Below are 24,673 nucleotides of genomic sequence, written 5' to 3' on the forward strand. Positions count from 1 at the left end.
GAAATCATTCCTGAAAATACAAAGAAAAATGCCCGGAATTTTGTTCCGGGCATTAAAAAATCGTCAGTTTTGTGGTTTTGCCAGCATTCTGAGTAGGAAGTAACCACAGATTGCAGAGAGCGCAGAGCCTGTAAGGACGCCGATTTTCGTCTCTGCCTGCAAGAATTCCGACGGGAAGGACAGCAGACCGATGAAGATGCTCATGGTAAAGCCGATACCGCACAGAATGGCAACGCCGTAAAGCTGGCCCCAGCTCGCGCCCATGGGCTTCTGCGCAAGCCCGGTTTTTATCGCAAGCCATGCTGCACCAAAAACACCAATCTGCTTGCCGACAAACAGCCCCAGCATGATGCCAAGTGGCAATGTGTCGAAGATGATTGAGGGTGTCATTCCGGTAAATGAGATGCCGGCATTTGCAAAGCCGAAAATGGGAACAATGATAAAGGCAACTGGTTTGGCCAGTGCGTGTTCGAGCTGGTGAAGAGGCGAACTCATATCATCCGGCTTTGCCTTGCCCGGCTTAAGCGGAATCATGAGCGCAGCGACAACACCTGCAACCGTGGCGTGAACGCCGGAATTGAGCACAAAGAACCACAGCACTGCGGCACCGATGAGGTAGGGCAGCAATTTGGCTACGCCAAAACGGTTCATGGCAAACATCACCGCCGCAGTTGCAAAGGCTGCGCCGAGATAAGGCATTGAAATTTCCGCTGTATAAAAGACCGCGATGATGATGACAGCTGCAAGATCGTCGAGGATTGCAAGCGTTGCAAGAAAAACCTTGAGACTTGTTGGTACCCGTGGTCCAAGCAGTGATAATACGCCAAGAGCAAAAGCAATGTCAGTGGCGGAAGGCACAGCCCAGCCGTGTACTTTTTCTGCATCGCCATAGTTAAAGGCAACAAAGATCAGCGCTGGTACGATAACGCCGCCTGCGGCTGCGATCCCGGGAAGGATGCGATTGGGCCAACTTGCAAGCTGACCATCAAGGAACTCGCGCTTGATCTCAAGGCCGACCAGCAAAAAGAAGATCGCCATCAATGCGTCATTGATCCAATGTGCAAGGCTGAGCGGCCCGATATAGAAATGCAGCGCATCAAAATAAGCGCTTGAAAAGGGTGTGTTGGCGACGATCAGCGCAAGCGCTGCGGCTGCCATAAGCACAATGCCACCGGAAGATTCGCTGTCCAGAAAGCGGCGCATGATGGAGATGGGGCGGACAGGCTTCGGATTTGATGTCATTCTTCTTCTTTTCAGGTTGCTTCCGGAGTGTTGACTTCATACAGAACGAGATTGCGGTCCGTTATTTCCAGTTCGGGCCAATAGGAACGCCACTGATTTATATGGTCTGATGCGAAGTGTTTTTCCAGTGAATTGCGATCCTGCCATAGCTCTTTTACATGGATAATTCCCGGCTTGAGTACATCTTGAGAATAACAATAATCAATGCAGCCAGTCTCAGCGCGGCTTGCTTCAATCATTCGTTTCATGATGGGGCGAGCATCGTCTAATTTTTCCGCAGGCAGTCTTACAGTTCCCACGACCAGAATCATGACTTCATTTTCCCAGAATATAGTGTTTGCAGATTCGACCGTGTGATGTGCAGCCTTTTCTCAAAGCAGTGAAGTCTGGCCATTATTAATGGCTGTGGCACGTGGCGTGAAATCATTGCCTGCATCGCCATGCAAAACAAGGGCAGGCATGAGCGACAATCCTGCGCGGCTTCCACGAATGCCCGTAATGATGATGCGAATAGCTGAGTTTTGCGGTCGAGGCTGTATCGGAATGATTTTCAACCCGCCAAAACGGCCTTCGAGTGCTTCGAGTATCGGCGCAATCGAGCCGGGGCGCGCAATGACGGAAACGCCACCGCCTGGCTTGACGATGCCGGAGGCCGTGCGCATCCATTGGTCAAACATGCCTTCCGGCATGACATGCGCTTCTGCTTTCACCGGGTCAGGTGTTGAGCGATCACGTGCCTCGTTGAATGGGGGATTCATGATCGCAAAATCGAAGCTGTCGTTGGATAGCCCCGCGGCGGCACGCGCCTTACCAGCCAGCGAGACATCGGCTTCAAGGATATCGACGCGATCAGTCAGGGCTGCATTGAGTGGGTGGGCAAGTGTCTTGCGTGCGAAGCCGAGCATGAAGCCGGAGCGCTCAATAAGCGTGACCTGTGCATTTTTGCAGCGGGCCGCAACGGCAAGCCCTGCCGCACCCGCACCGCTTCCAAGGTCAGCAAGGCGACCGGCAAATCCATCTGGTACGCTGCTTGCCAGTATCATTGCATCGACGCCGGATCGGTGCCCCTTCATTGCAGGCTGCACGAGATGAAAGGCCCCCCGATGGAATGTGTCGAGTGTCTCTTCCATGCTATCGTGCTGATGCTCGGATATGTTACTTGTCATGATCTCTTAATTCATGCTCCAGACCGGCATCGATAAGATAGCGCCGGGCTTCGTCCAATCTGTCTTCCTCGACCAGAAAGCGCCTTGGTATAACGCCAAGAGAGCCTTCAAGGATACTCATATTGGTATCGGCGATGAAGTAGATGATGCCTGCTTCTTTCATCAGAGCTTCCGCTACTGACAGCAGAACGGAATCATTTGTGCGCATAAATTCGATCATTTCGACAATGTGTATTCAATAGACCGCATTGACAACAGCTTCCTTCAATGGTGAACAGGCTCTGAGTAAAAAAGCTTAAGCGTTGCTGGGCTGATAGGTGCCTTGAGCAATCCGGTTCGCTTTCATAATGTGACCGGGCAGCTAGGAGTGATGACATTGGGTGTGGTTTTGAATCTTGACGCGAAGAAAAAACAGGGCGGATCAGTGCAGCCACTGGTCGATTTGACGAAGGCCGATATGGGCCGGGTCAATGAGCTGATCCTGTCGCGTGCAGGCTCCGATGTTGAAATGATCCCTGAGGTTGCCAATCATCTGATCTCATCGGGAGGCAAGCGCCTGCGTCCGATGATGACACTCGCGAGCGCCCGTATGTGCGGCTATGAAGGTGATGGTCATGTGCGCCTCGCAACGGCTGTTGAGTTCATGCATACAGCAACGCTTTTGCATGATGATGTGGTTGATGAAAGTGATCTGCGTCGCGGCAAAAGCACTGCGCGTATGATCTGGGGCAATCAGGCAAGCGTTCTGGTTGGCGACTTCCTGCTTGGTCAGGCATTCAAGATGATGGTCGATGTGGGCTCGCTTGATGCGCTTGATGTTCTTGCAACCTCTGCATCGGTGATCGCTGAAGGCGAAGTGATGCAGTTGGCTGCCGCCAAGAATATGGAAACCACCGAAGATGAATACTTGGCGGTCATCAAGGCCAAGACGGCGGCGCTGTTTTCGGCTGCCGCTGAAGTCGGCCCGATTATCGCGGATGCGCCGCGCTCTGAGCGAGTTGCCCTGCGTGATTATGGTCTGAATCTTGGCCTGGCTTTTCAGCTTGTTGACGATGCGCTTGATTATGGTGGCTCGGCTGCTGATCTTGGCAAGAACACCGGCGATGATTTCCGCGAAGGCAAGATTACCCTGCCGGTTATCCTGAGTTATCGTCGCGGTACCGACGAAGAACGTGCTTTCTGGAAGCAGGCGATTGAAGAAGGTGCAAGTGACGATGCTTCACTTGAAAAGGCGATTGGCATCATGACAAAGCATGGCGCGATTGCCGATACCGTTCAGCGAGCACGTCACTTCGGTGAGATTGCGCGCGATGCTCTGGCACCGTTGAAAGCCACAGCTGAGAAGGATGCACTGATCGAAGTCATCGATTTTTGCATTAGCCGGGTAAACTGAGGCTATTGTTCAATTGAAAGAAAGGCATCCATCACGGATGCCTTTTGAGCATGTCACCTGAAAGTGGAAGCCGGTTTCAGGGCGATGACATGCTGATAAGAATGAAAGAAAAGCATCCATCACGGATGCTTTTCTTGCCCTGACATCCCAAAAAGGCCATGCTTGGGGTGCCTCTGAATAGGGGGAACTGATACGGATTTGAAAAGAGGACTGGGCTTTATGCGGCAGGGAACAAAACGTCATTCGTTTTATGGGTTGCTTTTGCTGGCTTTGGCTGGCGCAGCCTTGCCTGTAAACACGGCGATGGCAAAAGCCAATCCAGATCCTGTTTCGCAAGTCCGTGCCGGTTCTTTTGCGGGCGCTTTTCTGGCGGCCCGCACGGCCGAGGCCGACAACAATATTGGCGCTGCGGTGGATTTCTACCGTCAGGCCATGGCTTTTGATCCCGGCAATGACATTATCAAGCAGAATCTGCTTCTCGCACTTCTGACGGAGGGCCGCTTCAAGGAAGCGCTGCCGATTGCGGAAGAACTAAAAGATCAGCCGGAGATTGAGCGCTTTTCGCGTGTTGCATTGGCAATCGATGCGATTTCCAAAAAGCAATATCGCAAGACCGGCCCGCTGCTGATGCTATCCGTTCAGTCTGATATGGATGTGCTCGCCACCAGTCTCATGAGCGCTTGGGTCAAAGTCGGGCAGGGCAATCCGAAACGTGCACTGGCCGATGTCAACAAGATTGAAGGCCCGGAATGGTATAACCTTTTCCGCATTTATAATGCTGCTTTGATTGCGGATATTGCCGGTCAGAAGCAGGATGCGCGCAATTACTACCAGCAGGCAATTGACGATCGCCCCGGTGGCGCTGCGGCTCCTGATACGTATGAGCGGGTTGTGATGGCCTATGCTTCCTTCAAGCTTCGTCAGGGCGACAAGGAAGGCGCGATCAAGCTTCTCAAAGACGCAGAAGAATTGCTCAACGGCCGCATGACCATCACTGAAATGCGCGAAAAACTTGAGGCGGGACAGAAATATCCTCGCCTGATCGACACGCCGCAGCAGGGCGTTGCCGAAGTGCTTTATACGCTCGGAACCGCGATCAATCGCGGTGGCGCGGAAGCTTTTGCCAAGCTTTATTTACAAATGTCGCTGCCGCTGCGCCCTGATAATGATGCAACACTTTATCAGCTGGGTGATATTTCGGCGAAATTGCGCCAGCCCGAACAGGCTGTTGAATACTATGCTCGTGTGCCTGAAAAATCGCCCTACCGGCGCGACGCCGAAATGCAGCGCGCGCTTAATCTTGCCGAAAACGACAAGACAGGCGAAGCGATCGCGCAGTTGAAAACCTTGCTAGAGCGCGACAAGACGGATCTGCGCACCTATCTGGCATTGGGTGCCGTCTACGCGCAGGACAAAAATTTTGCCGATGCTGCAAAAATCTATGATGCAGCGGTGAAGCAGATTGAAAAGCCAGAGCGTAAGGACTGGCCGGTTTTCTATCAACGCGGTATTGCGCATGAACGGTTGAAGGAATGGGATCAGGCAGAGCCGAATTTCAAAAAGGCGCTGGAGCTTTATCCCGATCAGCCGCAGGTGCTGAATTATCTTGGCTATTCATGGGTTGATCGCGGTGAAAACCTCGATGAAGCATTGGAGATGATCAAGAAAGCAGTCGAACTGCGTCCGCAGGATGGCTATATCGTTGATTCGCTTGGCTGGGCTTATTACAAGCTCGGTCGTTACCCGGAAGCCGTGGTTGAGCTTGAAAAAGCCGTAAAACTGCGCCCGGAAGATCCAACCATCAATGATCACCTTGGTGATGCTTACTGGCGGGCGGGTCGCCAACTCGAGGCTACGTTCCAGTGGAATCACGCAATCGCTGGCAAGCCTGAGCCGGAAGAACTGGCCAAGATCGAAGAAAAGCTGAAAAAGGGTCTGGCACCCGATCCAACACCTTCTGAGGCACGGGTTCAGGAGAAGAGCCTTGCCCCGGCAAAAGCCCCTGAAAGCAAAACCGAATAGTTTTATAGCCCGGAAGTCGCACCGATTTCCGGGCCTTGTATTTGTCGATCTGGGGCTTGGTGTATTCAGCGATCAAATGTCATGCTTGACCGTGGCAGGCGGACAAATTAGACCGGGCCAATCATTTCAATAACAAGGCCTGACCCCGTGTCCAGTACGTTGCCAGCACATATGCACCCCACCCGTTCCTTTCAGGGCTTGATCCTGACGCTCCATAACTATTGGGCGGAACATGGTTGCGCTATTTTGCAGCCTTACGACATGGAAGTGGGGGCGGGGACTTTCCACCCGGCAACGACATTGCGTTCACTTGGACCAAAGCCTTGGAAAGCCGCTTATGTGCAGCCATCGCGCCGCCCGAAGGATGGTCGCTATGGTGAAAACCCAAACCGCTTGCAGCATTATTACCAATATCAGGTGATCATCAAGCCATCGCCGCCGAACCTTCAGGATCTTTATCTCGGTTCGCTGCGTGCTATCGGTCTTGATCCGACGCTGCACGATGTGCGCTTTGTGGAAGACGACTGGGAAAGCCCGACGCTCGGCGCTTGGGGTCTTGGCTGGGAATGCTGGTGTGACGGCATGGAAGTGTCGCAGTTTACTTACTTCCAGCAGGTTTGCGGCATTGAATGCTCGCCGGTTGCAGGTGAACTGACCTATGGTCTTGAACGCCTCGCCATGTATGTGCAGGGCGTGGACAATGTCTATGACTTGAACTTCAATGGTCTCGAAGGCGAAGAAAAAGTTACCTATGGTGATGTTTTCCTACAGGCCGAGCAGGAATATTCCCGCTACAATTTCGAAATGGCGAATACAGAAATCCTGCATCAGCATTTCATTGATGCAGAGCGCGAGTGTGCAGCCATTCTAAAAGCGGGCAGCACGGGCGAAGGCTCACTGCATAAATGCGTGTTCCCGGCCTATGATCAGTGCATCAAGGCATCGCATGTCTTCAACCTGATGGATGCGCGCGGCGTGATCTCGGTTACCGAGCGTCAGAGCTATATTCTGCGCGTGCGCAATCTCGCGCGTCAGTGCGGCGAAGCGTTTCTGCTCACCGACGCCGGCGGCTTCAACCTTAAGAACGAGGCTGTGTGATGCCTGATTTACTGCTCGAACTCTTTTCCGAGGAAATCCCGGCTCGCATGCAGCGCAAGGCTGCGGGTGATTTCAAGAAGATGATCACCGATGGTCTGGTGGAAGCTGGTCTGTCCTATGAGGCAACCACTGCCTACTGGACGCCGCGCCGCCTGACGCTTGATATTCGCGGCCTGACAGTGCGCTCAAAAGACGTGCATGAAGACGTGAAAGGTCCATCCGTTACGGCTCCTGAGCAGGCCATCCAGGGCTTTCTGCGCAAGGCTGGATTGACCGATGTATCGCAGGCGCATGTGCATTCCGACCCGAAAAAGGGTGATTTCTATGTTGCTCATCTGACCAAGCCGGGCCGCGCTGCGGAAGAAATCATCGCGGAACTCGTACCGCAGACGATCCGCAATTTCCCCTGGCCAAAGTCGATGCGCTGGGGTGCGGCCTCGTCAAAACCGGGTGCGTTGCGCTGGGTGCGTCCGCTGCAATCAATCCTTTGCACGTTTGGGCCTGAAACCGAAGAAACGGTTGTGGTCGATTTTGATGTTGATGGCATCAAGTCGGGCAATGTCACCTATGGTCATCGTTTCCTAAGCGATGGTCAGCCGATCAAAGTGCGCCGCTTTGAGGATTACGTCGATAAGCTCGAAAAGGCTTTTGTGGTGCTTGACGCGGAGCGCCGCAAGGAAATCATCTCGCAGGACGCGCATAATCTCGCCTTCGCCTCCGGGCTGGAACTGGTCGAAGATGCAGGCCTGCTTGAAGAAGTCTCGGGCCTTGTCGAATGGCCTGTTGTGCTGATGGGCGAGTTTGAGGAAGAATTCCTCGCAATTCCGCCGGAAGTCATTCAGCTGACCATCCGCGTGAACCAGAAATGCTTCGTCACCCGCAAACAGGGTGAGACGGAGGCGCTGTCGAACAAGTTCATTCTGGTGTCCAACATCGCAGCACGCGATGGCGGCACGGAAATCGCTTATGGTAACGGCAAGGTCGTGCGCGCACGTCTTTCTGACGCGCTCTACTTCTGGCACACCGATCAGCATGATCTGCCGGACCTCGACAAGCTTTCAGCGTCGGGCGAGAAATTCGGCCTTGATCTCACAAAGCCGCTTGATCAGCGCATGGCGCGTCTGGATGCGCTGAATGTGACCTTCCACGCCAAGCTTGGCACGCAGGGCGCACGCGTTGAACGCATCCGCGAACTGGCAGCTGAGATTGCACCACTCGTCGGTGCTGACCCGAAGCTTGCCACACGCGCGGCAGTTCTCGCAAAGGCGGATCTCACCACGGAAGTTGTCGGCGAATTCCCCGAACTTCAGGGTGCAATGGGCCGCAAATATGCGCTTCTTCAAGGCGAAGATGAATCTGTCGCAGCCGCTTTGGAAGAACATTACAAGCCGCAAGGCCCGTCTGACTTCGTGCCGAAAAACCCGGTTTCAGTGGCTGTTGCTCTTGCTGACAAGCTCGACACGCTGGTCGGTTTCTGGGCGATTGACGAAAAGCCAACCGGCTCGAAAGATCCGTTCGCTCTTCGTCGTGCAGCGCTTGGCGTGATCCGTCTTGTGTTGTCACAAGATTGGAAGTTCCCGCTCATGCCACTTCTGCGTTCGGCCTATGCCTCGCTCAAGGAAAGTCAGGTTCAGCGTCAATTGCGCGAGTTTGAAGCAAAGCTGGCTGCTGAAAAGTCTGGCGATGTGGATGGCGAACAGGATGTCGATAACGCACTGCGCAACTTCGAAACAATGAAGCGTGCGGAAATCGAAGCCAACGCGGAACCACTGCTTGCTGATCTTCTGTCCTTCCTGCATGACCGCTTCAAGGTTCACCTGAAAGAAGACGGTGCACGTCATGACGCGATTGACGCAGTTCTGACTTCTGATGCCGATAATCTTCTGCTGGTTGCCCGTCGCCTTGAAGCGCTGATCGTCTTCATCAATGAAGAAGACGGCAAGAACCTGCTGGCTGGCACCAAACGCGCTGCCAATATTCTGGCTGCGGAAGAGAAGAAGGGCACCAAGGTTGCCGCAACTGTCGATGCGGCTCTGCTGAAACTCGACGAGGAAAAGGCGCTTTATGCGGCGGTAAACCTCGCAGCTCAGGAAGCCGAAGAAGCCATTGCCCGCGAAGATTTCGGTGGTGCGATGCTGGCACTCGCCAAGCTGCGCGGTCCGGTGGATACATTCTTCGAGAAGGTTCTGGTCAATGACGAGGACGAAAACGTCCGCGCCAATCGTCTTGCACTGCTTGAACAAATCCGCGCAGCCACCAGCAAGGTGGCCGATTTCTCGAAAATCGCCGGATAAAATAAAAGAGCCGCCTCAAAGGCGGCTTTTTTTAATAACTCATTCCGATCTTGCATTAACTGCCTTTGAGATACACTTGCTCAAAAGCAAGGCTTTGTGTAGCTAAAGCGGCAGGAGAATGACCTTGGCCGATATTCTGGACTTCGATGACAATGCTGTTTCGCGTGCGGTAGAAGTGCTCGCCCGCGGTGGCCTTGTCGCGATTCCGACAGAGACAGTCTATGGCCTTGCTGCGGATGCAGCGCATGGCGAAGGCGTGGCCGGTATTTTTGCCGCCAAGGGTCGCCCGCAGTTCAACCCGCTCATCGCGCATGTTGACAGCATCGCTATGGCCGAGCGCTATGTGACCTTTGATGCTGTCTCGCGCAAACTCGCGGAGACTTTTTGGCCGGGGCCGTTGACTCTCGTTCTGCCGCTTAAAGCCAAACAGGATACGCGGCGCCCCATTCATCCGCTGGTGACAGCGGGACTTGAGACACTTGCTATCCGTATGCCAACCGGAAAAGTACGTGATGTTATAAAGAATCTCGACAGTCCGGTTGCAGCACCGAGCGCCAATACTTCCGGCCGCATCAGCCCGACTTCGGCCAAAGCCGTGGCGGACGATCTGGGTGGCAAGATCGATATGATCCTTGATGCCGGTCCGTGTGGCGTAGGTGTTGAATCGACCATCATCAAGGTTGAAGGCGAGCGCGTGCGCCTGCTGCGTCCGGGTGGTCTGGCTGCTGAGGAGATTGAAGCCGTTCTTGGTGTAAAACTCGAACGCGCCGAACACAAAGCTGCCATTCAGGCACCGGGCATGATGGAATCGCATTATGCGCCCAATGCTGCCATGCGGCTCAATACAGCGAGTGTTGAGGAGGGCGAGGCGTTGCTGGCATTCGGGCCTGAGCGCGTGGTCAATGCCGAAAAGGCGGTTGCTCTGCTCAATCTCAGCTCGACAGGTGATCTGCGCGAAGCGGCCAGCAATCTGTTTGATTTCATGCGCAAGCTTGATTTAAGCGGCGCACGTGTAATCGCAGTTGAACCCATTCCGTTCGATGGTCTCGGTGAGGCCATTAATGATCGTCTTAAACGCGCGGCGGCCCCGCGCTAGTTCCCCAAACATCTAAGAGAAGCACATGCTCGACACCGCCCTGATCGAACGATTTGCAGCCATTGTTGGCGAAAAGAACGCGCTGACCGCACCCGAAGACATTGCGCCATTTATGATTGAGCAGCGCGATCTTTATCAGGGCCGTTCGCTGCTGGTGCTGCGCCCGGCTTCAACGCAGGAAGTTTCTGACATTCTGAAACTCGCCAATGAAACAAAAACGCCAGTTGTGCCGCAGGGCGGTAATACCGGCCTTGTTGGCGGTCAGACGCCGGATCAGAGCAACACTGCAATCGTTCTGTCGCTTGGCCGTATGAACAAGGTGCGCTCGGTTGATCCGGTTGGCAATCTGGTGACGGTGGAAGCCGGTGTGATCCTGAAAAACCTCCAGGATGAAGCGCAGAAAGTGGGTCGTCTGTTCCCGCTTTCGCTGGGTGCCGAAGGCTCATGCCAGATTGGTGGCAATCTTGGTTCTAACGCTGGCGGCACGGCAGTTCTCGCCTATGGCAATATGCGTGAACTTTGCCTCGGTCTTGAAGTGGTTTTGCCAAGCGGTGAGATTCTCAACGACCTTCGCTATGTGAAGAAAGACAATACCGGCTACGATCTGAAGGACCTCTTCATTGGTTCGGAAGGTACACTCGGTGTTATCACTGCTGCCGTTTTGAAGATTTACCCGCAGCCAAAGGGCAAGGGCGTCGCTTATGCCGGTCTTCGCAGCCCGGAAGATGTGCTGCGCCTGTTCCAGCTTGCGACCGAACATGCCGGCCCGTCGCTCACCGGCTTTGAACTGATGCCGCGTGTCGGCGTTGAATTTACCATCGCCCATGTGGATGGTGTGCGCGATCCGCTTGAAAGCCCGCATGACTGGTATGCGCTGGTCGATATTTCATCGAGCCGTTCAGAAGACGATGCGCGTACGACGCTTGAAACAATCCTGACGGAAGCGTTTGAGAACGACATCATTCAGGATGCCGCCATTGCCGAGAGCGTTGCGCAGGCACAAATGTTCTGGAAAATGCGCGAAGAAATGTCCTGGGCGCAGAAGCCGGAAGGTGGCTCAATCAAGCACGACATTTCGGTTCCTGTCGCGAAAATCCCGGAATTCATTCATGAGGCCAATGCAGCAACGCTCGAAATGATTCCCGGCTCGCGCATCGTTTGCTTTGGACACATCGGCGACGGCAATCTGCACTATAATGTGTCGCAGCCTGTTGGTGCAGACAAGCAGGCTTTCCTTGATCGCTGGCACGACCTTAATCACCGCATTCATATAATTGTTGCTTCTTATACGGGATCGATCTCGGCGGAGCATGGTATCGGCGTGTTGAAGCGCGAAGAACTTGCCTTCTTCAAGCAGGACGTAGCGCTTGAACTGATGCGCCATATTAAGAAATCATTTGACCCGAATGGCATCATGAATCCGGGTAAAGTGCTGTAATTTCAGCAAATATGACGAAATCGAGGCGGGCAGGAAACTGTCCGCCTTTTCATTTATGTAAACGAAAATTAGCAAGCATTACCGAGTTCTTACACCTGGTTGTAAAGCAGTAACCAAATGAAAAAGCAGGGAAAAGTTAACCTAACGCGTTAAGCGCCCCGGTAATATTCATCGCCTATTCTCCAAATCAACAAGAGCGAACATCGCTCATAAAGAGAAGCCGGAATAACTGGCTCTCAAAAAAACAGAGAGATAAGGCAGAGGCGTCGAAAATGATGAGCAGCGGACTTAAGAAGCCGGAATGGGCAGGTCAGGAACTTCGGTTGGATCCGTTTCACTTGCCACAGGTCGTGACTTACCCGGCAGAAGATTGTGACGCAGATGTAACCTTCACCATCAGCGAGCGGGGCGCGGTTGTCCGCCAGATTTTGCCATCAAGCGGTTTGCCAATGTCGCTTGCACTTCCGATTAACGCTTTCGTCGGCGTGACGGCACGTGCGGTTGAAGATGAGTTCGGCGAAATCACCGTCACGCTGGAACTGATGCATGAAGATCCGCAGCTCTCCGTGCCGCTGCTGGTTGCGCACGATCTGACCGATGTTGCAGCTGATTGGCGCGCATGGGCCGCAACCTTCAATCTGCCAATGATGCTGGTTGAAGAGGATGGCGTTGCACGTCCGCTTTATGAAAGCACTGGCCCTGTTCGCACGTCTGAGCCACAGGCACGCCGTCAGGGGCAGGAGCCACGCCGCCGTCGTCCGCGTTTTCTGGCACGTCGCAAGACAGGTTCGCTGGGTGTTCGCATGGTGATTGAAGGCCGTGAGATTATCGCTCGAAATTAAGAAAATATCACATTCGCGTGTGAACACGGTCTTGTCGAATTTCTATACTATCTAAAGAATAACGCTTCACTCGGCGGCCGTCTGGAAAGATGAAGGACCTTTTCAGACATTTAAAGCTCCGAAGCTGAGGCAACCAACTTGGCTGACCTCCAACAAAGCCACCCGGATGGTAACTCCATCCGGGTTTTTTTATCGCATTATTTTTTTCGGCTTAGGAAAGCCATCACGGCTTCGCGTGCTTCGTTCGAAGTCAGTCGCTCGGCAAAATGCTTTGCTTCCCGCGCGATCCTCTCTGAAACGGGTTCAGCGGGAAGCCGCATTAGCCTGCGGGCGATCTGCATTGCCTGCGGAGGCTTGGCAGCAATTTCGTCTGCCGCTTTCAGAGCTTCGGTTTCCAGCTCGCTGCTTTCGACAATCTTATAAACGATGCCGGCTTCAAGAGCGGCCTGCGCATCAAAGCCGTGGCCTAATGCCAGAAGAGCGAATGCTTTCTGATGCCCCATAAGCGGCGGTGCCAGCAGGCTGGATGCTGCCTCCGGCACAAGCCCCAGATCAACGAAAGGCGTGCGGAACAATGCGTGGCTGGTTGCAAATGTCAGATCGCAATGAAGGTGGATTGTCGTGCCAATACCAATGGCGAGGCCATCGACGCCGGAGACAATCGGCTTCTTTGCGCTTGAGAGCGCGCCAAGGAAATCGAGAATTTCTTGGCCAAGACTGCCACCCGATGCAGCTGCCATGAAATCCTGCATGTCATTGCCTGACGAGAATGCGCCCGGCACACCGAGAAACACGTGAACGCGCACGCTTTCATCGGCATCGCCGTCAATCAGTGCTTTGGCCATGGTGGCATACATGGCGCGCGTAATGGCGTTTTTCTTATCGGCCCTGTTAAGCCGGATAATCTGCACTGCGCCTTTGCGCTCGATCAGAATATGCTCACTCATGATCAGTGCTCCAGCGCAGATTTCGCCGCAGTAAGGCTGCTTGAACCCGTTATCACGGTGTCTTTCAGAGATGATACTTCCGCCAGCATGTTTTCAGCAAAGAAGCGGCAAAGAACGGCATGGCTGCTTTCATCGCTGGTAAGGGCCGCACGTGCCAGATAAGCGCCGCCAGCGGTCAGTGATAAAAGACGCTGATAAGGTGTAGCGCCAGCAAGTGCCTCTTCAGTGCGGCCCTCGCTTGCAGCCTTTTGCAGCCAATCGGTTGCTTCGCGCGCTTGCGCGATGGCAGCAGAAAGGCGCGAACCTGTTTCGCCCAGCTCTCGACGGTTCGAGACTTTCGCCTTCTCGGCATCGTCCTGCAACTCGGCAAAGAATCCTTTGATATGTTCACCGTTGCCCAGTGGCAGCTTGCGCAGCACGAGATCAATGGCTTGAATGCCGTTGGTGCCTTCATAGATCGGCGTAATGCGTGCATCGCGCAGCAATTGCGCGGCACCTGTTTCCTCAATAAAGCCCATGCCGCCATGGATCTGAATACCAAGTGATGCGACATCCACGCCTGCATCGGTGGCAAAGCTTTTGGCCATCGGTGTGAGAAGTCCAGCGCGATCCGACCAGAATTGCGCTTCTTCCCCTTCCGTTGCATGGCTCATATCAATAGCATGGGCACACGAATAGGTAATTGCGCGTGCAACCTGTGTCAGTGCTTTCATGGTGAGCAGCATACGCTGCACGTCAGGATGCTCGATGATCGGGCTCATACCAGACTTCGGATCGGCACCAAGGGCGCGCCCCTGTTTGCGGTCTTTGGCATAATGAAGGGCTTGCTGATAGGCCGCTTCTGCAACGCCCACGCCCTGAATTCCAACCAGCAAACGGGCATTGTTCATCATGGTGAACATACAGGCGAGGCCGCGATTTTCTTCGCCGATCAGATAACCGACAGCACCCGTTTCCTCGCCTTTCACAAATCCATCGCCATAGATCATGGTACAGGTGGGGGAAGCGTGAATGCCCATCTTGTGTTCAAGGCCCGAGCAGAAAAGATCATTGCGGCGGCCCAGCGAGCCATCCGCATTGACGAGAAATTTCGGCACAAGAAATAATGAAATCCCCTTGGTTCCGGCGGGAGCATCGGGCAGGCGCGCCAGCACGAGATGCACGATATTATCCGTCAGGTCATGTTCGCCATAGGTGATGAAGATCTTCTGTCCAAAGATGCGGTATGAGCCATCGTCACGGCGTTCAGCACGTGCGCGCAATGCCCCGAGGTCGGAGCCTGCTTGCGGCTCGGTCAGATTCATCGTGCCCATCCATTCGCCGGTGATGAGCTTTTCAAGATAAATGTCTTTCAGCTCTTTCGAGGCGTGCTTTTCTAGCGCTTCAACCGCACCCATGGTGAGCGTGGGCGCGATGGCAAAAGCCAGCGAGCCGGAATTCCACATTTCGCTGACTGCCACCGACATCATGGTCGGCAAGCCCTGACCACCATATTCAGGCGTGCCGGTGAGCGAGTTCCAGCCGCCTGCAATCCAATCGGCATAAAGCTCTTTCCAGCCCGGCGCGGTGGTAACAACGCCATCCTTAACGCGCGCACCGTGCTTGTCGCCTGTGATGCGGAGTGGCTCAACGCGTTCAGCAGCAAACTTTCCTGCCTCTTCGAGAATAGCTTCGGCCAAATCGGCGGAAAACTCTGGAAAATGATTACCTTCTAACGCTTTTTCCAGTCCTGCGACCTTCATCAGCATATGGAAAATTTCAGAAACAGGCGCGCGATACATCTTTCCTCCTAAATCGCATCCCGAAAGTGTGAACCGGTTTTCGGACAAGATGCGCGTCAAAAATAAACAATCAGAGCATGATCGAACGCGTTCCTGCTCTGAACCTTTTCCTCAAAAGGCTCCGAATTACCCGTTCAATTGGTGCAATCCGTTCAGCCCGTCGGCTGTCAATGACTAAGAGCTACCGGCTTATTACGTAAACGTCAATATTTACACAACGAAGTTTTTGGCTGTTTGGTCCTGGCTTTACGTTTTACCAGGCTGCGCGCTGAGCCACCGCAAGCACGTCGCCATATGATTGAAGTTTGGACCAGTTTTTCGATAACGCCGCATCTTCTTCTGCGCTCGTTCCAGATAGTGCTTAAACTGTCCGATTGCATTTTCACCGCGCATCAAGGCTGGAATTGATCGCGATCGAAATTGTTCACCAAAATTGTCGCGACTGAACGGTTGAAACAAAAAAAGGCCGGGAATTACCCGACCTTCGAAGTGCCTCAACAATCAGTGCCAGTACATCCGTGGTCAAAGATTGGAGACAAATTTTAAAGCGCTACCACGCAAACAGAGTTTCGAAAAACTCCGTTCGAATGATTATTAGAGCGCCTGCAGGTTTTCTGCTGCATTCTTGCCCGAACGACGGTCTGCGACCACGTCGAAGCTGACCTTCTGGCCTTCGTTCAGTGAATGCATGCCCGAACGCTCAACAGCCGAAATGTGTACAAACACATCAACGCCGCCGTCATCAGGCTGAATGAAGCCGAAGCCCTTAGTTGAATTGAAGAATTTTACTGTTCCGTTTGCCATATTGAATTCCTTTCAAATCGCACGGTTGAAGTATGATGAGCATAAGCCCATCGCCGAATTTCACGAGTTTGAAAGAAGTACCGGGGGGCGAAATCGCGCCGCAACATTCGAAAACAAAATCGATGTCACATATATATGCGGCATTAAAAGCTTTTACAAGGTGCTTTTCTCAATTTAATAAAAATACTATCGGAACTATAAATTGTTGCGATCAGAATATTGTTGAACAAAATATTGCCGGTTTATTGTTTGATGTCTTATTTATGAAAGACTAAAGCGATGATGCAGGGCGATAATCAAAACAATCTTGAATCTAACAAACGTTTCTCCGGCTTTATCCAGAATATGGGAATGTTCGCCGATGCTGATATAAGTCGCTTCTCCCACATTTTCAAACAGCAATCTGGAAGTTGCGACTGATCGGGCTCGCTAAAGCATTTCCTGTTTTCATTGAAACATGGGAAATGCTCTATCTGTTTGTTTTCACGCATGATCGCGCGCTAATCCGCTTCGCACTTATGCTAAAAATGCGCTGGTTATCGACCTGCAACGGCGCTTATATCTTATGAAAGCAGACATATAGCCTGAATTACTTGCCTGAGCGCTCCCGTTCCACAGCCCGCCAGCCGATGTCGGAGCGGTAAAATCCTTGCGGCCAGTCGATCTGTTTTACAGCGTCATAAGCTTTACTTTGCGCCTCCGCAACGGTTTCAGCAATTGCCGTAATGTTGAGTACACGGCCGCCATTGGCGATAATCTGGCCGTCTTTTTCTGCCGTACCAGCGTGGAAAACCTTGAGGCCTTCAACATCGGTGAGTGTTTCAAGACCACGGATTAGGCTGCCTTTTTGCGGCGAGGCTGGATAGCCTTCCGCGGCCAGAACGATGGTCAGCGCCGGATCATTTTTCCAGTCGAGCGTGACTTCATCGAGCTTGCCATCGACGGCTGCATTGATGATGTCCAGAAGATCGCTTTCAAGGCGCATCATCAGCACCTGACATTCAGGGTCGCCGAAACGGGTATTGTATTCGATAAGCTTTGGGCCATCCTTACCAATCATCAGCCCCGCAAAAAGGATGCCCGAGAACGGCGCACCAATTTCAGCCATGCCGCGCATCGTGGGTTCAATCAATTCCCGCATGGTGCGTTCGACAATTTCCGGCGTCATAACCGGGGCAGGTGCATAAGCCCCCATGCCGCCGGTATTGACGCCCGTATCACCATCGCCGACGCGCTTGTGATCCTGCGCGGAACCAAGCGGCAATGCAGTTTTACCGTCGCAAATGCAGAAGAAACTTGCTTCTTCTCCATCGAGGAATTCTTCGACCACCACTTCGGCACCTGCCGCGCCAAATGCACCCTCAAAGCACATATCGACCGCATCCAGCGCCTCATCAAGCGTCATGGCGACAATGACGCCTTTTCCGGCGGCAAGTCCATCGGCCTTGACCACGATAGGGGCGCCCATTTCACGGATATAGGCTTTGGCTTTCGGCGCATTGTTGAAGCGGCCATAAGCGCCGGTCGGAATATCAAAGCGCGCGCAGAGATCCTTGGTAAAGCCTTTGGAACCTTCAAGCTGCGCTGCATCTTTTGACGGACCAAAGACGCGGATATTTTCAGTGCGAAGATCGTCGGCAAGACCTGCAACAAGCGGTGCTTCCGGGCCAACGACAACCAGATCAATGGCCTTATCCTTGGCAAAAGCAATGACTGCCTTGTGATCAGTCACGTCGAGTGTCACGCATTCTGCAAATTCGGCGATGCCGGGATTGCCGGGCGCACAATAGAGCTTTGTCAGCTTTTTGGAAGCCGCCAGTTTCCATGCCAATGCGTGCTCGCGGCCACCGGAACCGATCAACAGAACTTTCATGCCTTGCTCCCTGCGCGTGAGATAAGTAAGTGTTTATTGATACGGGTCTGTATTGCCCATCGCGCGCGCGGGCAAGGGCAGTGCCGCAATTTTTGAGTAAAAAGCGGACAGAGCCGTGGCAGTTTCTAGAAAGCAGGCAATCATGCAGCAGTCAAAACCCACCAGCGGACCGAGTTCGGATGTCCAGTCGCGTGAAAACCGCGGGCGTGTCAAAGATGCGCCATCGGGCCATTGGGTTTATCGCGTGCTTCCGTCTTCGCTTTGGCCTTATGCGCAGCTTGCACGCTGGGACCGCCCGATTGGCTGGCAGCTTCTGCGTTGGCCATGTTGGTGGTCGGCGGCGTTGGTTGCCGGAGCGGCGGCAAAAGCCGGCGACGATGCTTGGATGATAGTGCCTTCTATATGGCATCTTTTTCTGTTCTTGGTCGGATCTGTCGCCATGCGTGGTGCTGGCTGTACTTACAATGATCTTGCTGATCAGGACATTGACGACAAGGTGGATCGCACCCGCTCGCGTCCTCTGCCGTCAGGTCAGGTAACACGCAGGCAGGCCAAGTTATTTATGGTGATTCAGGCTCTGGTCGGGCTTGTGGTCGTGCTGCAGTTCAATTTGTTTACGATTTTACTCGGCTTTTCTTCGCTTCTGATTGTTGCAGCTTATCCGTTCATGAAACGCTTTACAAACTGGCCGCAGCTGGTGCTGGGGCTGGCATTTTCGTGGGGCGCTCTGATGGGGTGGGCTGCGGTACAAGGCTCGCTCGCACTGCCGCCAGTGCTGCTTTACATTGGCGCAATCCTGTGGACGATCGGTTACGACACGATCTATGCGCATCAGGATAAGGAAGACGATGCACTGGTGGGCGTTGGCTCTACTGCGCGCCTGTTTGGCAAACATACAAAGACGGCACTTATGGTGCTCTATGGTGGCGCAATCGGTTTTTTTGCAGCAGCTTTTGCGGTCGCTCAGGTTCCGATGCCGGCACTCGCGGGTCTGCTTGCCGCGGGCGCGCATTTATATCGGCAGATCATAGTGCTCGATATCGACAACCCAGATCAGTGCAAAAAGCTGTTTCTCTCAAACAACACAGTTGGCTGGTTGATTTTCCTCGGCCTTGTGCTTGGGAGCCTGTGGGTGGCGGTGAAGCCGCTGGTTTAAAACGAAAAAGGCCACCGCTTCGGTGGCCTTTTTCGTGAGATATTTACGGATAAAGCCTGTCTTTGTTCCAGTCATCCCCCGGTGCAGATCGTGTAAACAAAACGCGGTCATGCAGGCGGAATGGCCGGTCATGCCAGAATTCGATGGACTGCGGACGAATACGAAAGCCGGACCAATGTTTCGGACGCGGGATCTCGCCAATGGCAAAACGCGCTGTGTATTCGGCAACTGCCTTTTCGAGCGCGAAGCGGCTTTCGAGCGGACGCGACTGCTTTGATGCCCATGCGCCGATACGGCTGCCACGCGGCCGTGATGCATAATAGGCATCGGCTTCCGCGTCACTGACCTTTTCAACGGGGCCGCGCACCCGCACCTGACGGCGCAACGACTTCCAGTGAAAGCACATCGCGGCTTTTTCAGCAGAGAGAATTTCCTGCCCCTTGGCGCTTTCGTAATTGGTGTAGAAGACAAACCCTTGCTCATCGAAATCCTTGAGCAGAACCATGCGCACATTTGGCAGGCCGTCCGGGTCTACGGTGGCGAGTGCAACGGCGTTGGGGTCGTTCAGTTCGGTTTTGGTGGCGTCATTGAGCCACGCGCCAAAAAGCCGGAACGGTTCGGAGCTGAGGGTGAAATCGTCGCTTGTGTCTGTCATTTTCCGGCCATTTCAGGTGTTTTTAAAATCTCGGAAGCGAACTTCTTCCATAATGCGCATTTTGTCCATGGCTTTGAACCGTTAAAGATATTCTTGGTAAGATTTTGGGCGTTGTCCTTCTATATCGATTTGTTTACCTTGATCGCAAACCGCTTGTTAACTCAACATCCCCCATATTCATCACATCTTTAGGATGTATTTAAGGGAAGACCTTTGGCCGCTCGATCCGTCCGCCGAAAACTACGTGACGATTCTGCTTTTTCTGGCATGGGAATCATTCGCCATGCGGCTCTCGCTATGGTTGTTTTGTCTTTGGCAGGCTGTGCAATGGGTGGCTTCAGCATCGAAAAAGCCGTTCCCGATTCTTCAACGATCACGGGGTCTATAAAAACACCGCACAAAGATGAAACGGATACTGGCAAACTCTCCGACCAGTCGACAATCAAGGGGATTGTTTCGGCCCTTAATTTTTCACAATGGGGCAAAAAGCCTGTGCCTTGGGTAAATCACGATACCGGCAGTCAGGGCATGATTACGACGGTTGGCGAAACCAAGGTGAATGACACGTTGTGTCGTCAATTTGAAACCTCTCGCGAGGCTTTCGATGGAGTCTCTATTTATCGCGGAGAGACCTGTATGGAGCGCGGGGGCCAGTGGACCCTGACATCTTTTGCACCATTATAAGCTTTTTGAGAATCGGTACGCTATAGCTCTGGAACTTTTCCGACTTCGTGCGCATATTAAGTGCAACGAGTCTAACGGCTGAATATTCAGTCACTTTTCCTGAATGAGGATTATATATGCGCGATCCCTATAGCGTGTTGGGCGTCGCCAAAACGGCGAAGCCCGAAGAAATAAAATCGGCCTTCCGCAAGCTGGCCAAGAAATACCATCCTGATCAGAATCAGGATGACCCGAAGGCGCAGGAGCGCTTTGCGGAAATTAATCAGGCTTATGAAATTGTCGGCGACAAGGACAAGCGCGGCCAGTTTGACCGTGGCGAAATTGATGCGGAAGGCAAGCAGGCCTTTCAGGGCTTTAGCGGTCAGGGCGGATTTGGTGCGGGCGGCGATCCGTTCGCCGGTTTCCGCCAGCGCGGTGGTGCTGGCAATTTTGATTTCCGTGGTGCCGGCGGTGGAGCGCAGGGTGGCTTCGGCGGTGCAGAAGATATCTTGAACGATCTGTTCGGCGGTGGTTTTGGTGCCGGTCGCGGTGGTGCGCGCCAGCGCGGGCCAGTTAAGGGCAGTGATCTTTCGGCATCCATCCAGATTTCGCTGTCGCAGGCTGTGGGTGCGGAAAAGGTCGAGGCTGTCTTCCCCAATGGCAAACACCTCAAGATCAAGCTGCCGCAATATGTCGAAGACGGACAGACTATCCGGCTCAAAGGGCAAGGCGAGCCCATTATGGGTGGCACCCCCGGCGACGCTCTGGTGACGATTCACTTCAAGCCCAGTTCGCGCTTCAGGCTTGAAGGCCGTGATGTGCATGTAGACCTGCCGGTGGATCTTGCGGATGCCGCCCTTGGTGGCAAGGCGGAAGTGGAAACGCTAAGCGGTCGTATTGCCGTTAAAGTGCCTGCATGGTCGAGTTCCGATAAGGTTCTGCGTCTCAAAGGCAAAGGCCTGCCGTTAAAAGCTGGCGGTCATGGCGATCTTTACGTTCACGTCCGCATCATGCTGCCGGAAGGCGGCGATGCTGCGCTGGAAGAGTTTCTCAAGAAACGTAAGGGCGACTAAAGAACTGTGCCCTCGCTCAACTGTAACCGGATCGCTGCACTGGGCGGCGATCCGTCGCTTGCATTTTATAATACCCGGCTTTTTATGCGCAATTGCTTGAAGCCTGTGCAATGCTGTGCGATAGGGCATCTAGTTGATTATATTCTATGAGGACCCTTAATGACCGCAAAGTCAGGTTTGTTGCAGGGCAAGCGCGGATTGATTCTGGGCGTAGCCAACAACCGTTCCATCGCCTGGGGGATTGCCAAGGCTGCTCGTGAAGCTGGTGCTGAACTCGCATTCACCTATCAGGGTGATGCGCTGAAGAAGCGCGTCGAGCCGCTGGCCGAAGAACTGGACGCTTTTATTGCGGGTCATTGCGATGTCGCTGACGGTGCAAGCATTGATGCTGTTTTTGAAGCGCTGGAACAGAAGTGGGGCAAGATCGATTTCGTTGTTCACGCGATTGGTTTTTCCGATAAGGATGAACTGACTGGTCGTTACGTCGACACGTCAGAGGCCAATTTCCAGAACACCATGTTGATTTCGGTTTATTCGCTGACTGCGATTTCGCGGCGTGCGGAAAAGCTGATGGCCGATGGCGGTTCGATTTTGACACTGACCTATTATGGCGCAGAAAAAGTTATGCCGAACTACAACGTCATGGGCGTTGCAAAGGCAGCTCTTGAAGCAAGTGTCAAATATCTGGCTGTTGATCTTGGACCGCAGAACATTCGCGTCAACGCGATTTCGGCAGGCCCGATCAAGACGCTGGCTGCATCCGGCATTGGTGACTTCCGCTACATTCTCAAGTGGAATGAATATAACGCGCCGCTGCGCCGCACGGTTACGATTGATGAAGTGGGCGATGTTGGCCTCTACTTCCTCTCCGATCTGTCACGTTCGGTTACGGGTGAAGTTCATCACGCCGACAGCGGCTATCATGTGATTGGCATGAAGGCGGTCGATGCGCCGGACATCTCGGTCGTCAAGGACTGAGGCTGAAAATACAAAATCCCGAAAAGTCGACCGACTTTTCGGGATTTTCTTTGTCTTGCCGGTCGCGGTAAGGTTATGCAGAATAAGCTTATGGGTAATTGAGGTAAGGCTTTGGCTCGGGAGATCATCTACTTTTCGCGGCACGGTGAAACCGACTGGAATGTCTCGCAGCGCATTCAGGGGCAGCTTGATATCGACATCAATGCCCATGGTCGCTCGCAGGCCGATCGGAACGGCGATATGCTGAAATCACTGATCGGTGATGGCGCTGGTTATGATTTCGTTGCAAGCCCATTGCGCCGAACCCGCGAGACCATGGAGCGCATTCGTTCGCGCATGGACCTCGACCCTTATGATTTCCGGACCGATCCGCAGCTTATGGAAGTCAATTTCGGAGACTGGCAGGGCTTCATGATAGAAGACATTGCCAAAGAGCGCGAAGATCTCGTGCAGGCACGCGCGCGCGACAAGTGGAATTTTATCCCGCCCGGTGAAGCCGCTGAAAGCTATATGCGGCTGTCGCAGCGCATTGGTCGCTGGGTTGAAGCGGTTGAATGGCCAACCGTCTGCGTGACGCATGGCGGTTGCATGCGCACACTGTTTTATCTTTATGGCGATATGGATGGTCACGCCGCTGCCAATCTCTCAATTCCGCAGGACAAAATCCTGAAGTTTGAAAGTGGTAAGCTGGCGTGGATATAAAGACTGGCCTTTTCAGGCCAGTCCGGTACGTGATTCGCTGGATTTTTCTTTTCGCTGAATACCCGCCTGTGCCAATGTGCGGTCAAGCAATTGTTCGTAGATCGGTTTCCCGCCAATCCACTGCGCGATCAGATTGGCCGTAAGACAGGTCGCAATCAACGGCATGGTCATGCCATAAGCGCCGGTCAGTTCAAGGGTCAGTGCAACGCCGACGACAGGCGCGCGCACCGATGCAGTGAACAGACCGCCCATGGCGGCGATGGCAAAGGCCAGCGGCACTGTGCCGCCCTGCGGAATTACAAGATCGATCACACCGGCGAATGCCAGCCCGACACAGGTGGCAAGGGTGAGCATAGGCGCAAAAATTCCGCCCGGCACACCGCTTGAATAGCTGCCAACCATGGTAAAATAGCGAATAAACGCCAATGCCAGCAAAAGCATCAGCCCGGTCTTCTGATGCGCAAGCTCCATGATGATGTGTTCACCGCCTGTTACCGAATAGGGCAGGAGAACAAACAATGCCCCCACACTCAGCCCGATGAGCGCCGGATAAAGATAGGGTACGCGTTTGTGCATTGCGGCTGCAAACTCCACAGCCCACATGATGCCGCCATTCAGCGCCACGCCGACAACGGCCAAGATGCAGCCAAGCGCGACGAAAGCCGGCAGCAACTCCAGCGATGCCTGAACATCCGGCATTGACATGTCTGGTGCCGTGCCGCCGATGATCTGTGTCATGACGGTTGCAAGCAAAGCGGCTGCGATGATGCCCATATAGGTGCGGAATGTGTAGGGAAACTGCTTGTGTGTTTCCTCGACAATGAAAAGGATAGCGGCCAGCGGCGCATTGAAAGCGCAGGCAAGACCGGCTGCGGCACCGGCCGCCAGAATGCCACGTTTTTCTGTCTCGCTGACTTTGAAAAAGTCGGTAATCGCCGCACCAAGCGACGCACCGATATGGATGGTTGGTCCTTCGCGACCAAGCACCAGCCCCGATGAAATCGAGGTAACACCCATCAGAAATTTGACCGGCAAAACGCGCCGCCAGCGCACGTCACGCAGCCCCTCCATCGCGCCTTCTATTTCCTGCACGCCGCTGCCACCTGCTTCAGGTGCGAAACGCCGTGTTATGAAGGCAGCAAAAACCGTGCAGCACATCGTTATCAATGCGGCAATGATCACGAGTGGAGCGCCACTGAAATATACACTGACTTTCTGTGGCCATGTCATCAATGTGTCGATGATCAGATGAAAGTAAGATCCGACCGTGCCAGTGAGTATGCCGGTGATGGCAGCAAAGAAAACATATCGCGCTTGCGCGGATCGATTGCCTGGCCTGTCGAGTGACTTTATCGGATCATCCATCAAAAACCGCTCCGTAACGCAATATTCGGGCCGATCAGAATGATTTTTCCCACGCTGCCCCTGTTTGTCGAAACAACCAGACTCG

Annotated in this window: 22 protein-coding genes; 12 read left to right on the forward strand and 10 right to left on the reverse strand. The window is 53.6% G+C overall.

The window, feature by feature from the left end; genetic code table 11:
* Window positions 1-63 precede the first annotated feature (63 nt).
* Genes nhaA through OPR82_RS03490 form a run of 4 tightly spaced genes read right to left on the reverse strand, consistent with a single transcriptional unit; the run spans window position 64 to window position 2,628 of the window.
* Window positions 64-1,242 carry a Na+/H+ antiporter NhaA gene (nhaA, locus tag OPR82_RS03475; protein ID WP_265983045.1) on the reverse strand — a complete coding sequence of 393 codons (1,179 nt, stop codon included), beginning with the start codon at window positions 1,240-1,242 and terminating at the stop codon, window positions 64-66.
* Window positions 1,243-1,253: 11 nt separating this feature from the next.
* Window positions 1,254-1,553, reverse strand: coding sequence for a putative quinol monooxygenase (locus OPR82_RS03480; protein WP_265983046.1), 300 nt, complete (start codon window positions 1,551-1,553; stop codon window positions 1,254-1,256).
* A 60-nt stretch (window positions 1,554-1,613) separates the two neighbouring features.
* Entirely contained in the window at window positions 1,614-2,408 is a 795-nt protein-coding gene (locus OPR82_RS03485; protein ID WP_396996541.1) for a methyltransferase, read from the reverse strand.
* Window positions 2,398-2,628, reverse strand: a complete 231-nt coding sequence (locus OPR82_RS03490; RefSeq protein WP_265983047.1) for a putative signal transducing protein — start codon at window positions 2,626-2,628, stop codon at window positions 2,398-2,400. The genes OPR82_RS03485 and OPR82_RS03490 overlap by 11 nt, the downstream gene beginning before the upstream one ends.
* Before the next feature lie 156 nt (window positions 2,629-2,784).
* Here OPR82_RS03490 and OPR82_RS03495 point away from each other — a divergent pair, with 156 nt between their 5' ends.
* The 7 genes from OPR82_RS03495 (at window position 2,785) to OPR82_RS03525 (ending at window position 12,591) form a co-directional block, all read left to right on the forward strand.
* Window positions 2,785-3,801, forward strand: a complete 1,017-nt coding sequence (locus OPR82_RS03495) for a polyprenyl synthetase family protein (RefSeq protein ID WP_265983843.1) — start codon at window positions 2,785-2,787, stop codon at window positions 3,799-3,801.
* 219 nt (window positions 3,802-4,020) lie between these two features.
* Window positions 4,021-5,823 (forward strand): tetratricopeptide repeat protein, encoded by a 1,803-nt coding sequence (locus OPR82_RS03500; protein WP_265983048.1) that lies wholly within the window; start codon window positions 4,021-4,023, stop codon window positions 5,821-5,823.
* A 171-nt stretch (window positions 5,824-5,994) separates the two neighbouring features.
* A complete protein-coding gene (locus tag OPR82_RS03505; protein WP_265983844.1) occupies window positions 5,995-6,921 on the forward strand; it encodes a glycine--tRNA ligase subunit alpha in 927 nt (308 codons plus the stop codon).
* The gene (glyS, locus tag OPR82_RS03510) at window positions 6,921-9,215 is read left to right on the forward strand and encodes a glycine--tRNA ligase subunit beta (RefSeq protein ID WP_265983049.1); all 2,295 of its coding nucleotides are present in this window, start codon (window positions 6,921-6,923) and stop codon (window positions 9,213-9,215) included. The genes OPR82_RS03505 and glyS overlap by 1 nt, the downstream gene beginning before the upstream one ends.
* Before the next feature lie 118 nt (window positions 9,216-9,333).
* The gene (locus tag OPR82_RS03515; protein WP_396996531.1) at window positions 9,334-10,311 is read left to right on the forward strand and encodes an L-threonylcarbamoyladenylate synthase; all 978 of its coding nucleotides are present in this window, start codon (window positions 9,334-9,336) and stop codon (window positions 10,309-10,311) included.
* 25 nt (window positions 10,312-10,336) lie between these two features.
* Entirely contained in the window at window positions 10,337-11,749 is a 1,413-nt protein-coding gene (locus OPR82_RS03520; RefSeq protein ID WP_265983051.1) for an FAD-binding oxidoreductase, read from the forward strand.
* A 272-nt stretch (window positions 11,750-12,021) separates the two neighbouring features.
* The gene (locus OPR82_RS03525) at window positions 12,022-12,591 is read left to right on the forward strand and encodes a DUF6101 family protein (RefSeq protein WP_265983052.1); all 570 of its coding nucleotides are present in this window, start codon (window positions 12,022-12,024) and stop codon (window positions 12,589-12,591) included.
* A 197-nt stretch (window positions 12,592-12,788) separates the two neighbouring features.
* On the opposite strand, the gene OPR82_RS03530 is transcribed toward OPR82_RS03525, so the two are convergent.
* The 4 genes from OPR82_RS03530 to purD all read right to left on the reverse strand — a co-directional run bounded on the left by OPR82_RS03530 (window position 12,789) and on the right by purD (window position 17,996).
* Window positions 12,789-13,538 carry a crotonase/enoyl-CoA hydratase family protein gene (locus tag OPR82_RS03530; RefSeq protein ID WP_265983053.1) on the reverse strand — a complete coding sequence of 250 codons (750 nt, stop codon included), beginning with the start codon at window positions 13,536-13,538 and terminating at the stop codon, window positions 12,789-12,791.
* 2 nt (window positions 13,539-13,540) lie between these two features.
* On the reverse strand, window positions 13,541-15,319 hold the full coding sequence (locus tag OPR82_RS03535) for an acyl-CoA dehydrogenase (protein WP_265983054.1): 1,779 nt from the start codon (window positions 15,317-15,319) through the stop codon (window positions 13,541-13,543).
* A 594-nt stretch (window positions 15,320-15,913) separates the two neighbouring features.
* On the reverse strand, window positions 15,914-16,123 hold the full coding sequence (locus tag OPR82_RS03540; RefSeq protein WP_024896137.1) for a cold-shock protein: 210 nt from the start codon (window positions 16,121-16,123) through the stop codon (window positions 15,914-15,916).
* 589 nt (window positions 16,124-16,712) lie between these two features.
* Window positions 16,713-17,996, reverse strand: coding sequence for a phosphoribosylamine--glycine ligase (purD, locus tag OPR82_RS03545; RefSeq protein ID WP_265983055.1), 1,284 nt, complete (start codon window positions 17,994-17,996; stop codon window positions 16,713-16,715).
* Between the two features lie 142 nt (window positions 17,997-18,138).
* Between purD and ubiA the strand changes: the two genes are divergently transcribed.
* Window positions 18,139-19,152, forward strand: coding sequence for a 4-hydroxybenzoate octaprenyltransferase (gene ubiA, locus OPR82_RS03550; RefSeq protein WP_265983846.1), 1,014 nt, complete (start codon window positions 18,139-18,141; stop codon window positions 19,150-19,152).
* Between the two features lie 43 nt (window positions 19,153-19,195).
* On the opposite strand, the gene pdxH is transcribed toward ubiA, so the two are convergent.
* Window positions 19,196-19,807: a pyridoxamine 5'-phosphate oxidase gene (gene pdxH, locus OPR82_RS03555; RefSeq protein ID WP_265983056.1), complete on the reverse strand. Its 612-nt coding sequence runs from the start codon at window positions 19,805-19,807 to the stop codon at window positions 19,196-19,198.
* Window positions 19,808-20,020: 213 nt separating this feature from the next.
* Here pdxH and OPR82_RS03560 point away from each other — a divergent pair, with 213 nt between their 5' ends.
* The 4 genes from OPR82_RS03560 (at window position 20,021) to OPR82_RS03575 (ending at window position 23,223) form a co-directional block, all read left to right on the forward strand.
* Window positions 20,021-20,491, forward strand: coding sequence for an RT0821/Lpp0805 family surface protein (locus OPR82_RS03560; protein WP_396996526.1), 471 nt, complete (start codon window positions 20,021-20,023; stop codon window positions 20,489-20,491).
* A gap of 116 nt (window positions 20,492-20,607) precedes the next feature.
* Entirely contained in the window at window positions 20,608-21,543 is a 936-nt protein-coding gene (locus tag OPR82_RS03565; RefSeq protein ID WP_265983057.1) for a DnaJ C-terminal domain-containing protein, read from the forward strand.
* 159 nt (window positions 21,544-21,702) lie between these two features.
* Window positions 21,703-22,521 carry an enoyl-ACP reductase FabI gene (gene fabI, locus OPR82_RS03570; protein ID WP_265983058.1) on the forward strand — a complete coding sequence of 273 codons (819 nt, stop codon included), beginning with the start codon at window positions 21,703-21,705 and terminating at the stop codon, window positions 22,519-22,521.
* Between the two features lie 111 nt (window positions 22,522-22,632).
* Window positions 22,633-23,223, forward strand: coding sequence for a histidine phosphatase family protein (locus tag OPR82_RS03575; protein WP_265983059.1), 591 nt, complete (start codon window positions 22,633-22,635; stop codon window positions 23,221-23,223).
* Window positions 23,224-23,235: 12 nt separating this feature from the next.
* Here OPR82_RS03575 and clcA read toward each other — a convergent pair whose 3' ends face one another.
* Window positions 23,236-24,588: a H(+)/Cl(-) exchange transporter ClcA gene (gene clcA, locus OPR82_RS03580; protein ID WP_265983060.1), complete on the reverse strand. Its 1,353-nt coding sequence runs from the start codon at window positions 24,586-24,588 to the stop codon at window positions 23,236-23,238.
* Between the last annotated feature and the right edge of the window lie 85 nt (window positions 24,589-24,673).

It is taken from the genome of Ochrobactrum chromiisoli (assembly GCF_026241335.1).
GTDB classification, from domain to species: Bacteria; Pseudomonadota; Alphaproteobacteria; order Rhizobiales; family Rhizobiaceae; genus Brucella; species Brucella chromiisoli.